This is a genomic window from Sphingomonas palmae (assembly GCF_900109565.1).
Classification (GTDB): domain Bacteria; phylum Pseudomonadota; class Alphaproteobacteria; order Sphingomonadales; family Sphingomonadaceae; genus Sphingomonas; species Sphingomonas palmae.
Genome location: NZ_FNZZ01000006.1, coordinates 22,500 through 37,015, shown reverse-complemented (window position 1 = coordinate 37,015; position 14,516 = coordinate 22,500). Strand labels below are relative to the sequence as shown.

Below are 14,516 nucleotides of genomic sequence, written 5' to 3'. Positions count from 1 at the left end.
CACACACACCAAACCGGGAGAACCACATGATCCGTCACACGCTGTCGCTTTGCTCCGCGCTCGCTCTGGTGCTCGTCGCCGATGCCGCCACCGCGCGTGAGGCGCCGCCCGCCGATCAGGCGGGCGCGCGCGCCGAGGCGACGCTGGCGAAGATGCGGACGGAGGAGAAGACGATCCTCACCCACGGCATCATGCCGCTGCCGTTCGGCCCAAACCCACCCAAGCTACCCGCCGATGCGATCGCCGGCGCGGGCTATGTCGCGGGTATTCCGCGGCTGAGCGTGCCATCGCTGCGCGAAACCGATGCGAGCCTGGGCGTCGCCTGGGTCGGCGGCATTCGCAAGGATGGCGCGACCGCCCTTCCCTCCGGTCTCGCAATGGCATCGACCTGGAACGACGCGCTGATCGAGCAGGGCGGGCGCATGATCGGCGGCGAGGCCCGCGCGAAGGGGTTCAACGTGCTGCTGGCGGGCGGCGTGAACCTGCTTCGCGATCCGCGCAACGGCCGCAATTTCGAGTATCTGGGCGAGGACCCGCTGCTCGCCGGGACGCTCGCCGGGCACGCGATCCGCGGCATCCAGTCGAACCACATCATCTCGACGATCAAGCATTTCGCGCTCAACGGTCAGGAGACCGGGCGAAAGTTCGTCAACTCGAAGATTTCCGAAGCCGCCGCGCGCGAGAGTGACCTGCTCGCGTTTCGCATCGGCATGGAGATCGGCAACCCCGGCTCGGTCATGTGCGCCTATAATCAGGTCAACGGCGAACAGGCGTGCGCGAGCGAGTGGCTGCTCAACCGCGTGCTCAAGCAGGACTGGGGCTACAAGGGCTTCGTCATGTCCGACTGGGGCGCGGTGCCGAGCCTCGATGCCGCGTTGAAGGGGCTGGACCAGCAATCGGGTGCACAGCTCGACAAGGCGGTGTTCTTCGCCGACAGGCTAGCCGCTGCCGCAGCTAGCAACCCTGCCTACCGGACGCGGCTCGACGACATGAACCGCCGCATCCTGTGGGCGATCTACGACAACGGGCTTGACCGCTTCCCCGCGCGCGCCGGCGGTGCGATCGATGCGACCGCCAACGCGCAGGTCGCCGAAGAGGTCGCGAAGCAGGGCATCGTGCTCTTGCGCAACGAACGCAATGCGCTGCCGCTCGCGGCGTCGGCGAAGCGGATCGCAGTGATCGGCGGATATGCCAACACCGGCGTTCTGTCGGGTGCGGGTTCGAGCCAGGTGCAGAGCGCGGCAGGACCGGCGCTGTCGATCCCGCTCGGCGGCACCGATCCGTTCTCCGCCTTTCTCTCGCAATCCTACCAGCGTTCGGTCCCGCTCGAGGCGATGAAGGCGCTCGCGCCGCAAGCTGACTTCCACTTCCGCGATGGCCGCTACATCGCCGACGCGGTGACACAGGCGAAGCAGGCCGATGTCGCGATCGTCTTCGCAACGCAGTGGTCGACCGAGGGGCTCGACCAGCCCGACCTGAGCTTGCCGAACGGGCAGGATGCGCTGATTGACGCGGTGACGCGGGCCAATCCGAACACGATCGTGGTGCTGGAAACCGGCGGCCCCGTGCTGATGCCGTGGCTCGACCGGACCGCGGCGGTGATAGAGGCGTGGTACCCCGGCGCGCGCGGCGGCGAGGCGATCGCCGCGGTATTGTTCGGGAAGGTCAATCCGTCCGGCCACCTGCCAGTCACTTTCCCGGCATCGATTGACCAATTACCGCGCAAGTCGGTCGACGGTTTCGACGCACTCGAACCCGATTTCGCGGGCAATCCGCCACACGGCGACATGAAGCTCGACGCCGATTACGACATCGAAGGATCGGACCTCGGCTACCGCTGGAACGCACGGCGCGGGTACAAGGCGCTGTTCCCGTTCGGCCACGGCTTGTCCTACACTCGTTTTGGGATCAGTGCGCCGCGCATCAATGGCCTGAGCGCAGCGATGACCGTCACCAACACCGGGCAGCGCAGCGGGGCCACCGTGGCGCAGCTCTATCTCACCAAACGTGGTAGCGAGGCGACGCAGCGGCTGGTCGGCTATCGCCGCGTCGATCTCGCCCCCGGCGCGTCGCAGACGGTCACGATGGCGATCGATCCGCGCCTGCTCGCCGACTGGCAGGGTGATGGCTGGACGATGCCGGCTGCGGGCTATTCCTTCGCGAGCGGGTCGTCAGCTGAAGAGCTGGGCGAAGCGGTGAGCTTTCGATTGCCGGCGCGTCGCTGGCACGACGCCCCTATCGGACAGACAACGCGCAAGTAGCGATAGGTTCTTGGTCCCCAGCGCCGATGTAAAAACCGGTTGATCCAAGGCTGGCTGCTGGGCCTATCGAGGCGAGCGGATTTGATTGTGGTGTAAGGAGCGGTCGCTGGCTTGACCGTTCCTCCTAGAACAGAGTCTGCAAGGTCGCTGCCTTGTAGGCTCTCCCACTGATCAAGCCGATGACGTGGCTTTCGCGAACGGGTGCGTGCTGAAGACGTCGAGCTTGCGAGTCCAGCCGGCCGAGCGTGCTGCCGTTATTCCGAATGTCATGGCCAGCGCCAGTCCTCCCGCGTAGCCAGAGCCGTAGGCGCCGGCCGCGTCCGCTCCGGCGGCGAACAGTCCGGCGACGCGCGAGCCGTCACTGCGCAGCACGTGCGCGCCGGTGTCGATCGTCAGCCCGCCGAACGTGAAGGTAATCGCAGGGTGAACAATGAGCGCATAGAACGGCGCCTTGTCGATCGGTCGTGCATCCTCGCTGCGCGGCGGATGTTGCCGCTCCCATCCGTGCCGGGCGGCGTCGTTGAAGCTGGCGAGCGACGCGATGATCGCCTCGCCATCGAACCCGTGCGCGCTCGCGAACTCGCCTACAGCAGCCGCATCTGCTGCGACAATACCCTTGCCACCGTTCGCCAGCGCGACCTCGAGCTTGTCTTCCGCGACCCCGATCGAGACGACGGGAACGGTCGCGTAACTTTCGTGCACGCGCCTGTCCCACACGCACAGCGCCCGCGCGTTCGGCTGGATCAGGGTCTCGTAAGTGTTGGTGTGGTCGCCGCGCGTTTCATCGCAGAAGCGTTGCCCTGCCTCGTTGAAGAGCAACGCGTGTTCGGAGTGATATTGCGACAGCGCAACGAACAACCGCTCGTCGCCCCACGCGCGCGGCTCGCTGACCAGATGCCCGTAGAAGCCGCGGTTGGTCCCGGCCACCTCTCCCCCAACCTCCTCGCCCAGCCGCAATCCCGCGCCGTCGCTCACCGGGTTGGAGCGCAGCAGCATGTCGCGCGCGTTTGGATGGATGAAGCGTTCGCGAAGTTCGGGCGACGCTTGAAATCCGCCGGTTGCGAGCAAGGTAGCAGCCGCGCGGACCAGCACGTCGCCGTCGGCGTGCCGCGTCAGCGCGCCGGTGATCGCGCCGGCCTCATCCCGCGTCAGCTCAATCGTCTCTGTGTCGAGCATGATGTAGCCGCCGTGCTGCTCCACGAGGGTGGCGCAGCCGCGAATGTGGCCGGCGATGTCGATCTGATATCCCTGCCCGTGCAGCACATCCATGCGCGGCGATATATCGATCTCACGATGGCGCAACCACGCGACCGCGTCGGGATAGGTGTCGAACACCACCTGGCCGAGCGCGGGATCGCCGCCGCCGTAGAGGGTCATCTTCTCCGGCGACGACGCCGTCCAGAGCACGCCGCCGGACAGAACCGCGGAGCCACCGAGCGCGGCGGCGCGCTCGACCACGATCACGCGCGCGCCGCGTTCCGCCGCCCATCCTGCGGCAGACATGCCGGCCATGCCGCCGCCGATAACGAGCAGGTCGCACTCGACCTCGTGCGCCTGAACGTCAGTCATCAGAACTTCGTCTCCAGCTGCAGCACGACCGCGCGCGGCTCGCCGGCGACGGTGTAGACCTCGCCACTGCCGCCGGGCTTGTCGATGCCGATCGTGGCGTAGCGGCGATTGGTCAGGTTGCGCCCGATCAGCGCGATCGAGTAGCGACCTCCCTCCATGTCGAACCGCGCGCCCGCGTTCAGGGTCAGGAAGCCGTCCTGGTACGACACCGGATTGAGGTTCAGGCCGCTGTAATAGCCCGTCGTATAGCGGACATCGGCATTGAGCGTGGTGGCCACGTCGGGGGTGAGGTCGAAGGTCTTCAACACACCTGCGGTGCCGATGAACTTCGGCGCACGATAGACCTGGCGTCCCGAAAGATCCTGCGACGTGGTGTTGCCGGTAGCCACGCAACCTTGCGCGGCCGTTTGCCCGGTATAGCATTGCGCGCCGGGGAAGCGATCGTAATGCGCGTCGTTATACGAGGCTGTTCCACGCAGCGTCAGACCGCCCGCCGCGCGGTATGCAGTCTCGAACTCGATACCCTGCGCGACCGTGTTGGCCGCATTCTGCGTCACATAGGTCAGCGTATTCGCCGACACCGCGAGGATCGAGGTCAGCGGCAGCCCCTTGTAGATGTAGCGATAGCCGGTCAGGTTCGCGGTCAGGCGGCCGTTCATCAGCGTCGATTTCGCGCCGATCTCGAAGCCGTCGACCGTTTCCTCGTCGAAGCTGAGCGTATCAATCGTCGTGATCGCGCTGAGCGCGCCCGGGTTGGAGAACCCTCCCGCGAGAAAGCCGGTCTTGTACGCGCCGTACAGCGTCAGCTCGCGGCTGGGCCGCCATGTCAGCGTCGCCTCGGGTGAGATATTGTCCTGGCTCTTCTCACCCACGATGCGGACGCCGGCGGGCAATTGCGCCGTCACGAGCGGGTGGCGATATACGTTGCCCGAGTTGATCTCGTTATGCTGGCGCGTGTAGCGCGCGCCGCCTGCAAGTTCGAGTTTGGGCGTGATGTTGAGCACGGCCTGCCCGAACACCGACCACGCGCTCGACTTGTTGAGCTGCGTGTTGTCGTTGGCGTTGTAACGTCCGGTTGCGGGATCACGCGGCAGTGGCCCGCTCGCCGCGCCAACGAACAGATCGCGCTTGTTGTGTTCGTAGTGACCGCCGCCAGCGAAGTTGAGCGCGCCATCGAACGAGGTCGTCGCGCGCACCTCCTGATAGAAGCTCTTGTTCTTCTCGTTACTATACGACCAGAAGTACGAGTAGGACGTCGCGTCGGCGTTGCCCTGGCTCACATAATCATAGTCGTAATAACCGGTCACCGATGTCAGCGTGACCGCATCACCTTCGTAGTTCAGCGTCAAGGTCGGCAGCAGCGTATTGTTGCGCGAGAACGGCGCGCCATTGTTGTAGCGATTGACCTGAGACCAGTTCTGCAGAATTTGCGGCGAGATCCAGCCTTGCGACGATTTGTCGTTCAATTTGCAGTCGCCGGTCGGATCGACGATGCCTCCTGTGGTGACCGGCTTCGTGCGCCCGCCGGGACAGCCCATGATCTCGCTGAAGCTTTGAATTCCCTGGCCGCGATAGCTGCTGGCGAGCAGCTTGAAATTGGCGGAGAAGCCGGCATCATTGTCATAGGTAAGCGTAACACGACCGGCCAGCTTGCGCTCGGCGCCCAGTCGCGAGAAAGCGGCGGGAACGAACGTGCTGCCGGTCGCGGCGCTGCGCACCACGTCGACAACGCCGCGATCCTGATTGCGGATATAACCCTCGCTGCTGCTGCCGAACACCGCGACGCGCAAGCCGAACCCATTGCCGAGCGGACCACCTGCCGCCGCCTCGACCTGGAGGTTGTCGGAGGTGAATTCGTACCCGGTCCGCGCGTAGGCGTTGAAGGTCTTGCCGGGATTGGCCGAGCGAATGGAGACGACGCCGCCGGGAGAGTTCTTGCCGAAGAACACCGCCTGCGGTCCCTTGAGAACGTTCAATTGCTCCACGTCGAACAGGGCATCGTTGAGCACGCGGCCGCGGCTGATCGCCATGCCGTCGAAGTCGAGCAGCACCGACTGCTCGACGCCGCCGTCGATCGACGAGGAACTGACACCACGCAGCGAGATGGACGAAGCCGAGCCGGTAAAGCCGCGGTCGAGCGTGATCTCGGGCGCCGCGATCCTGATGTTGGCAACCGAAGTCAGGTCATATTGCCGGATCTGCTGCTGGTCGATCACCGTGGCGGCGACGGGCACATCCTGCAATCGTTCAACACGACGCCGGGCCGTCACCACGATCTCGCCACCGTCGCCGGCACCCGGACGGGTGGCTTGTTCCTGCTGGTCGACGGAAAGCGGTGAAGCAGGAGTGCTGGCCGAACCTTGCGCAGCATCACCGCCCGGCACCTGCGTCGTCGGCGGAATGGCGGGCTGATTGCTCGCCGGCGCAGTCTGCGCTTGCGCGGCAGCCGCAGTCGACAGCGTCGCCAGACTGACTGCCGTGAGCAGGCACTTCGTCCACTTGGCCTTCATCTACCCTCTCCTCCATGACGGCGGCCTCTCTGGGCCGCCTTGTTCTCGCGATTGCTGATCCTGACCCATTCGCGCGCGCTGCCGGGGCGACAGTCGTCGAGGCGAGTTTTCGTGGGGTCTTCGTCCGCCTGTCTGGCCTGTGGCATCGGCATGATGGCACGCGCCCCGGCGACGCCTTGAACCGCATCGGCAGGACTGCTGAAATTCTGGAGCGCGCGTGTTATGGAAAAGGCGGACGCCGCCGCGATGTCGCGATCCGGCATCTTCACTGAAGTCGAACGGTTCGATTGCTCGAAAGCCACGGTTCAACGATCCTCACCCGAGACGATCGCCGGAGTCGTTCGTCCGGTCGGTCGATTACTTCGATCTAGTCGACCGACCGGTCGGCTGTCAACGCTTCATTATCGCCGATCATCTGCTAATCGGCGACGCAGCGCGGGCCGACGCTGCTCGTGAGGCGCCTGAGATCAGAACAGCGTGATGATGCTTAGATAGCCGTTCAGCGCAGGCGAGAAGCGCGGCGTGTAGATCGGGTGCACGGTCACGCCCAGGCCGGGCTGCAGGTAGCTACCCGCGCTGACACGCAGCGCATAGCTGGCGGTCACGGCAAAGGTGTTGCGGTAATTGCCCTGTCCCGGCGGCGTCCGCGCCGCCAGCCCTTGCGGGCTGTAGACGTTGAAGGTCGAGACGAGCGAGGCCAGGTCGAATGGCCGGCTCGCGAGCAGGCCGACCGCGTACAAGCGCCCTTCGTAATATTGCGTGTAGAAGTTCTGCTGCGGTGGTGCATAATTGATCGTGCCGCCGGCGTAGATACCGCGGAACGGCTTGGTCGGATCGACCTGCGTCAGCTGCCGATCCGCCGCCGCAAACAGCGCGAAATTGTCTCGCGTCTCGCCCGGACGACCGAAGCGGGCGAACTGCGTCGTATTGTAGATGCCGCCAGCACGGATCCAGGTCGATTTGACGCCAGCAGCGGAGGGCCGATTGAAGCCCACCTCGTCGATCATCAGCACGCCCGTTTCAGGCGGGGAGAAGCGGAAACCGCCTGGGTTCACCGCATTCTCCGCCGCCGCGCCACCTGGCGGCAGGCTGCGCTGCACGCCGATCTTGTTGTACAAGCCGTTCTTCGACTTGACCCGCAGGTTGAACCCGGGCGCCGCAAACCCGCCGTAGCTGAGGCCGAGCTGGAACGGGATCGTCGCCTGCGGCCCTAGGTTACCGGTCGCCAGATTGCCGCCGACGTTGATGCCGAGGAACTCCTGCGTATTGTCGATATATCCGAGCTTGAAGTCGACCGCGCCGCCGAACAACTCCTGGTAGTAATGCAGGCGACCGATCCGCACCTTTTTCGGACCATTCACCGCGGGAAAACTGTTGTTGATGACGGAGAAGGTGGTCGCGAGCTGCCCACCTTTCAGCCCCACTTGCCCTAGATCATAAGTCGCCGTCAGGCTGACCGTCGTGTTGGTGCGGGTGATGCGCTGACCGTTGTAAAGCTGAGGTCCTTTATAACCGCGGTCATTCTGCAGGAAATCATATTGGAAATTGGCCGTATTGATCGGCGATATACCGATCCCGATGTCGGCCAAGGCGTCTCGAACGCCGAGCTTGTCTCCCAGGATCGTATCCGCGACCTTCGGATAGGGGATCGCCCAGCCTTTCAGGCTCAGGTCATCGAACCGCTTGTAACGGTCCGGCGCCGGCGTTTGGCTGTCGTCGGGCAGGGCGGAGACGGTGGCGGGCTGCACGTCCGGTGTCGATGACGGCGCAGCCTCCTGTGTCGTGGTTTGGGCGCCGACCGCGACAGGCGCCGAGGCGGCCAGCGCAGCGGCTGCTACGATCGCAGCGCGATCGATCGTGTTACGCATCTACTCTCTCCAATTGATCACCGCAGACTGGTCAGCGGGTGCCCGCACGCTCCGCCTGCGCCCACGCCAGTCGCATCAATTCCGGCAATACTTCGACGCGCTGCCGCGCTTGCGCCGACGCCGCCGAGCCGCGCAGCACGCGCCCCTTGATCCCGTGGAAGATCGCTGCGAGCCGAAAGAAGTTGAACGCGACGTAGAAGTCGTAGTTCGGCAGGTCCGAGAGTCCGCGATGCGCGCAGTAAGCCGCGACGTATTCGCCCTCGCTCGGCAAGCCGAGCGCGCCCACGTCCGCACCGCCCAAGCCCGCGACGATGTACGGCGGCATGCGATACATCATGGTATGATAAGCGAAGTCGGCGCCGCGGTGGCCAAGCGTGGAAAGCTCCCAGTCGAGCACCGCGAGGATGCGCGGTCCGGCGGACTCGAAGATCATGTTGTCGCAGCGGAAATCGCCGTGGATGATGCCCGTGTCATCGTCGCCCGCCGGTACGTTGGCGTGCAACCAGTCGATCAGGCGATCCATGTTTGCATCGCGCCCCGCCTCGGTGTCGGCGTGGTACTGCCCCGACCAGCGCGCGATCTGCCGCGCGAAATAGTCGCCGGGGCGGCCGTAGTCGGCGAGGCCGACCGCGGCGGGATCGATCGCGTGCAGGTCGGCAATCGCGGCGTTCATCGCCTCGAAATAACCCGCGCGCTCACCTCGGGGCACGTCGCTGAACGACGCGTCCCAGAACACGCGCCCTTCGACCAGATCCATGACGTAGAAGGGCGTGCCGATCACCTCGGCCTCGGTGCACAAAGCGTGAACGTGCGCGACCGGGTAGCCGATCGAGCCGAGCGCGCTCAGCACGCGCGCCTCACGCTCGATCGCGTGCGCTCCCTTCAGCAGCACGCCCGGCGGCTTGCGTCGCAGCACATAGGCGCGCGTCGGCGTGTCGAGCCGGTAGGTCGGGTTCGACTGACCACCGCGGAACTGCGTGACCCTGAGCGGCCCGGCATAGCCCGGCACGTTGGCGCGCATCCACTGCTCAAGCGCGGCCTCGTCGAAGGCAAAGCCGGCGCGGACGGCCGTCGTGCCGATATTGTCGGCGGCGTCGGTCACGATATCTTCTCCAAAACCTTGAGCCGGTGACGGAACCGCGGCCCCGATCAGGCGCGCGTCAGAGCGTCTGGCCGTCGTCCAGCGTGACGACCGATCCGGTCATGAAGCGGCTGGCATCCGATGACAGGAACAGGATCAGCGCGTCGAGCGCGTCCTCGTCCATCACGCGCGGCCGCGCGAAGCCGGCGAGCAGTGCCGCGCCCGCGGGCTGGTCCCAAATCGCCTCGTTCATCTCGGTCGCGACATAGCCAGGGCAGAGCACGTTGACGTTGATGCCCTTCCCCGCCCAGTCCTTCGCCAGCGAACGCCCCATCTGCGCGACCGCCGCCTTGGTCGCGGCATAGGGTGCGATGCCGGCCGCGGGCTGGTGCGCGGTGATGGAGGAGATGATGGTGACACGGCCGTTGCCGCGCTCGCGCGCGCCGGCGGCAACCATGCGGCGCGCGCCTTCCCGCACGGTCAGGAACACGCCGCGCAGATTGACCGAGACCATGCGGTCGAAATCGTCGACGTTGAGCCCCATCGCACTGCCCGCGACGTTCAACCCTGCATTGGCGATCACGGTGTCGACCGGGCCGAATCGCGTCGCCGCGGCGTCATAGGCCGCGATGATCGACGCCTCGTCGGTGACATCGAGCGTCACCGCGAGCGCCTCACCACCTGACGCCGCGATCTCGTCAGCGAGTTCGGTCAGCAATTCGACCCGACGCGCGCCGATCACGACCTTTGCCCCGCTCGCCGCCAGCAACGTGGCGAAGCGCCGGCCGAGGCCGGAGGATGCGCCGGTGACGAGCGCGACCCGCCCCGACAGGTCGAACGAGAAAGCGGGCACGCTCACGCGGGCACCAGCGTGCTGATCGCGTGCGCGGCCATCGCCTTCTTGTCGAGCTTGCCCGTCGCGCCGACGACCATGTGGTCGACCAGCAGCAAATGCTCGGGCCATTTCTTGCGCGACAGACCCTCGGCTTGCAGGTGCGCGATTACCTGATCGAACGTCACCGGCTCCGCACCATCGCGGATGCGGCACACGGCGCACGCCTGCTCGCCCAGCTTGCGTTCGGGCACGCCGACCACCGCGACTTCGGCGATGGCGGGATGGCGCAGCAACGCTGCCTCGATCTCGGCAGGGTCGATGTTGAAGCCGCCGCGGATGATCTGATCCTTGATCCGGCCGACGACCTTCACGAACCCGTCGTCGTCGCGCGTGATCTCGTCGCCGGTCAGGTAGAAACCGTCGGCGGTCAGCCGCTCCTGCCCCGTACCAAGTCCCTCGGCATACCCGAGGAACAGCGACGGGCCGCGCACGCCCGCCTGCCCGCGCACGCCGCGCGGCAGCGGTTGCTCGTTGGCGTCGAACGCTTCCTCCTGCGTGCCCGGAAATGGGATACCGTCGAAATTCTGCCGCCGATCGAGCGGGTCGCCAGGACGCGCCGAGCTGTGCCCCATGCACTCGGACATGCCGAACATGCGCAGCGCCTTAAGCCCGAGCAGCCGGTCGGCGTCGGCGATCAGTTCGGGCGTCATCGCGCTGCCACCGACTGCACAGGCCCGCAGCGGCAGCCGGCCTACCCAAGCGCCCGTGCGCGCGGCCTCGACCATCGTGAACAGGTGCGTCGGTACCATGATCGCCCAGCCACCATTGTACCTGACCGCGCGGTCCATCGCGGCGGACGGCTCCCACGGATCGATCATAACGAGCGGATGGCCGAGCGAGAGCGCGAAATGCGCGGTGAAGGTATAGCCGGGTGCGCTGTCGAGCGGGACGATGCCGAGGATCGAGTCACCCGGTTGAAGCTCCGCAATCGCGGCGCACGCGCGCGTGGCGTAATTGAGCGCGCCGCGGCCGTGCATCACACCCTTGGGCACGCCGGTCGAACCCGAGGTGAAGCCGATCAGCGCGACATCGGTGCGTGCCGATCCACCAGCCGCAGGGCTAGTCGCCGGTTCGATCGTCACGGCATCATCGCTGCCGGCCTGCGCGTGCGCCGCGTGGCCGAGCCGTGCCTCCAGCACGGCGCGATCGGCGGGCGTCAGCTTGGGCGAGTAAGGGCAAAATGTAGCACCGAGCGACGACACGGCGAGCGCGATCGCCAATGTGCCCGCGCGCTTGTGTCCGGCAACGAGCACGCGCGATCCGGCTTCGACACCGGCTGCACGCAGATCAGCCGCGACGGCGTGCGCGCGCTCCTGCAATTCGGCGCGGCTCCAGTGGCGATCGTCGCAGTCGATCAGCGCCACCGCGGCCGCGTCGGCCTGCGCGAGCCGTTCGAACTGCGTCCACAGGCTGTCGTCGCTCCAGTGGAGATCGCCGGCAGAAAAGTCAGCCAAGAGATTGTCCCCCGTCCACGAGGAAGGTTTGTCCGGTGATGAAGCTGCCCGCGTCCGAGGCGAGCAGCGCGAGCGTGCCCGACACCTCGTCGGGACGGCCGAAACGACCGAGCAGGATGCCGGCGCGGGTCTTTTCCTGGATCGCGGGATCGAGCGTCTCGGTCATGCCTGTCTCGATCGAGCCGGGCGCGATCGCGTTGACGCGGATGCCGTGCTCCGCCCATTGCGCGGCGAGGTCGCTGGTCAGATGCACGATCGCCGCCTTGCTGGTCGTGTAAGGCACGACCTGCCCCTCGCCCGGCCGATAGGAGATGAAGGCGCCGACCGAGGCGATGTTGATGATCGCACCCTGCCCTTGCGCGATCATGTGACGCGCGGCGTGGCGGCAGGCGAGGAAGGTGCCGGTCACGTTGACGTCCATGACCTTGCGCCAGCCCTTGAGCGGGATGTCCTGCGGCAGACCCCACCACGATGCGCCGGCATTGTTGACGAGGATGTCGAGCCCACCGAGCTGGTCGATCGTCTCGACGATCGCACGCTCGACCGACTCCTCGTCGGCGATGTCGCAGGCGATGCCGATCGCCTGCACGCCGAAGCGCCGCCCGATGTCGGCCGCAAGGCCTGCGCACTCCTCGCCGTTGCGCGACGCGAGCGCCACCGCGCAGCCGAGGTCAGCGAGCGTCGCCGCCATCGCCTCGGCGAGCGCACCGCGCCCGCCGGTGATCAGCGCGCGTCGCCCGTCGAGGCGAAAGGCGCCGGCGGCGAAGCCGGGCGACAGCGTTGCGCCAGCCTCAGCCATTGCTCTGCCCGCCGAGCAGATCGATCTCGTCGGTGATGAGGATGATGCGGCGGCCACCCATCCCCTTCGTCTGCGCGGTCGCTGCCTTCCACTCAGGCGACGCGAAGGCGACGTCGAGCGCCGCCTGGTCGGCGAAGGTCAGCACGGCGTGCCCGTCCCAACCCGGCACCTCGGGGCTGTCATAGTCCTTAGTCACGACGCCGTGGCGATACGCGACCAGACCGGGCAGCACCTTGGCAGCATCGGCGTGGGGGCCGCGCCACCATTCGGTGAAGCGCGCCTGCGTCCAGTCGTTCGGGCGACTGGCGAGCACGACCATGCTGACCGCCATCGCCTTAGTTACCCGTCCAGACCGGCTTGCGCTTCTCGAGGAACGCGGCGACGCCCTCCTTCGCGTCGGCCGAGTGGTGGACGACGTTGCAGGTCATCGTCTCGAGCGTGATCAGCGAGTTGGTGTCCGCGTCCATGCCGCGATTGAGCGCCATCTTGGTCATCCACATGCAGAACGGGCTCTTGTCGATCAGCGGCGCGCAGAAGTCCTGGATCAATTGCTCCAGCGCATCGCCACTCGGCGCGGACGCGTTGCACAGGCCCCATTCGACGCACTCGGTGCCCGACAGCAGCTTGCCGGTCAGCATCAACTCCTTCGACTTGCGCATGCCGATGTAGCGCGGCAGGCGGTAGATCGGCCCGGCACCGCCGAACAGCGCGCGGCGTATGTGGAAATCGCCGATCTTGGCGTCGTCGGCGGCGATGCCGAAATCACACGAGATGAACAGCTCGAACCCGCCCGCGACCGCATAGCCCTCGACGCAGGCGATCGTCGGCTTCTTCATGTTGTAGATCTTGTCATAGGTGCGCGCAGAATCGATAGCGAGCTGGAGCGAGGTGCTCGATTCGTGCAGCACTGGCCCGACGAGCTGATCGAGGTCGGCACCTGCGCAGAAGGTGTTGCCGCGGCCGCGGAACACGACCGCGAGCGCGTTCTTGTCCTCGGCGGCGCGGTCGACTGCGGCCTCCAGGTCGCGCAGCAGCTGCGGGCTGACGCAATTGCGCTTGTGCGGGCGATTGAGCCAGATCGTGCAGATGCCGTTGTCGGCCAGCTCGTACTGGATGACGTCGGTTTCCTGCGTCACCGGCTGCTTGTTCACATATTCGCTTGCCATGATGTTAGCTCCCTCGAAGGTTGGTGTGTGATAGGTCAGGCGGCTGGTTCGGCCACCGTTTCGAGCAGGCCGCCCACCGCCATCCAGGCGGCGATGCCGGCCGCCGGAATGGCGCAGAGCGTCGCTTCGGCGATTTCGGCGTCACTGGCACCGGCGCGGCGCGCGCCGTCGACGTGGCGCGCCGCCATCGGGCTGTAACCCGCCGCCAGGATCGCCAGCAGCAGCAGCTCGCCGTGCTTGGGCGACAGCGGATTGGCATCGATGCTGCCGCGACGCATCAGGTAATAGGCATCGGCGGCGCGTGGCGACAGGCGCATCAACTGCGCGAGCGGCGGCGGGATCGTGCCGAAATAATCGAGGAAATTGGCCTCTGCCTCACCGGGCTGCGCCGTGACGCGCTCGGCATCAGGGGCGGCGTCGCCGAGCGGCACGCACTCCTGCACCAATGCCGCAAATTCACCCGCAGCCCCCTCGCCGCGAAGGCTGCTGAGCACGATGATGCCGGCGAGCGCGTCCGTCGCCGACAGGCCGAGCGCGACCCCACGCTTCAGCTCCTGCCGCGCCAGATCGGGATAGCGACGGTCAGTCGCGGCGACGGCGACGAACAAGGCCTTCAGCCGCGCGGAAATCGCACCGTCGGTATCGATCACCGCGCGAAAATCGGCATATCCGGCGAGCGTATATGGGGCATGGGCACGCAGCAGCGCGACCTTGTCCAATGCTGTTTCTTCGTGGTTCGACATCGTCGCTCTCCTGTCGATCATTGTGTCGACCGCCCGGTCGGGCGTCAACGGACTTTCTTCCACCTAACCCTAGTGACAGGGCGGCTGGTCGCATCAGTCATCAACTACGAAACACGTTGACACCCGACCGGTCGGTCGAATAGCCATGCTGCCGACCGAATGGTCGAACG

Annotated in this window: 12 protein-coding genes; 1 reads left to right on the top strand and 11 read right to left on the bottom strand. The window is 66.2% G+C overall.

The window, feature by feature from the left end; genetic code table 11:
- Positions 1-26: 26 nt before the first annotated feature.
- Entirely contained in the window at positions 27-2,261 is a 2,235-nt protein-coding gene (locus tag BMW51_RS13610; protein WP_093007377.1) for a beta-glucosidase family protein, read from the top strand.
- A 171-nt stretch (positions 2,262-2,432) separates the two neighbouring features.
- Here the strand turns inward: BMW51_RS13610 and BMW51_RS13605 are convergent, their stop codons facing one another.
- From BMW51_RS13605 to BMW51_RS13560, 11 genes are all read right to left on the bottom strand, one after another.
- Entirely contained in the window at positions 2,433-3,830 is a 1,398-nt protein-coding gene (locus tag BMW51_RS13605) for an FAD-dependent oxidoreductase (protein ID WP_093007375.1), read from the bottom strand.
- Positions 3,830-6,340 (bottom strand): TonB-dependent receptor, encoded by a 2,511-nt coding sequence (locus tag BMW51_RS13600; RefSeq protein WP_093007373.1) that lies wholly within the window; start codon positions 6,338-6,340, stop codon positions 3,830-3,832. The genes BMW51_RS13605 and BMW51_RS13600 overlap by 1 nt, the downstream gene beginning before the upstream one ends.
- Positions 6,337-6,642 carry a hypothetical protein gene (locus BMW51_RS15905; RefSeq protein ID WP_143051870.1) on the bottom strand — a complete coding sequence of 102 codons (306 nt, stop codon included), beginning with the start codon at positions 6,640-6,642 and terminating at the stop codon, positions 6,337-6,339. Before BMW51_RS15905 ends, BMW51_RS13600 begins: the two co-directional genes overlap by 4 nt.
- 165 nt (positions 6,643-6,807) lie before the next feature.
- Entirely contained in the window at positions 6,808-8,208 is a 1,401-nt protein-coding gene (locus BMW51_RS13595; protein ID WP_093007371.1) for a carbohydrate porin, read from the bottom strand.
- Positions 8,209-8,239: 31 nt separating this feature from the next.
- Entirely contained in the window at positions 8,240-9,310 is a 1,071-nt protein-coding gene (locus BMW51_RS13590) for a phosphotransferase (protein WP_093007369.1), read from the bottom strand.
- Positions 9,311-9,368: 58 nt separating this feature from the next.
- A complete protein-coding gene (locus BMW51_RS13585) occupies positions 9,369-10,148 on the bottom strand; it encodes an SDR family NAD(P)-dependent oxidoreductase (RefSeq protein WP_093007367.1) in 780 nt (259 codons plus the stop codon).
- The gene (locus BMW51_RS13580; protein ID WP_093007365.1) at positions 10,145-11,638 is read right to left on the bottom strand and encodes a class I adenylate-forming enzyme family protein; all 1,494 of its coding nucleotides are present in this window, start codon (positions 11,636-11,638) and stop codon (positions 10,145-10,147) included. Before BMW51_RS13580 ends, BMW51_RS13585 begins: the two co-directional genes overlap by 4 nt.
- The gene (locus BMW51_RS13575) at positions 11,631-12,437 is read right to left on the bottom strand and encodes an SDR family NAD(P)-dependent oxidoreductase (protein WP_093007363.1); all 807 of its coding nucleotides are present in this window, start codon (positions 12,435-12,437) and stop codon (positions 11,631-11,633) included. The genes BMW51_RS13580 and BMW51_RS13575 overlap by 8 nt, the downstream gene beginning before the upstream one ends.
- On the bottom strand, positions 12,430-12,768 hold the full coding sequence (locus tag BMW51_RS13570; protein WP_093007361.1) for an EthD family reductase: 339 nt from the start codon (positions 12,766-12,768) through the stop codon (positions 12,430-12,432). Before BMW51_RS13570 ends, BMW51_RS13575 begins: the two co-directional genes overlap by 8 nt.
- Positions 12,769-12,772: 4 nt before the next feature.
- On the bottom strand, positions 12,773-13,603 hold the full coding sequence (locus tag BMW51_RS13565; RefSeq protein ID WP_019517662.1) for an enoyl-CoA hydratase/isomerase family protein: 831 nt from the start codon (positions 13,601-13,603) through the stop codon (positions 12,773-12,775).
- A 35-nt stretch (positions 13,604-13,638) separates the two neighbouring features.
- Entirely contained in the window at positions 13,639-14,346 is a 708-nt protein-coding gene (locus BMW51_RS13560; RefSeq protein ID WP_093007359.1) for a carboxymuconolactone decarboxylase family protein, read from the bottom strand.
- Between the last annotated feature and the right edge of the window lie 170 nt (positions 14,347-14,516).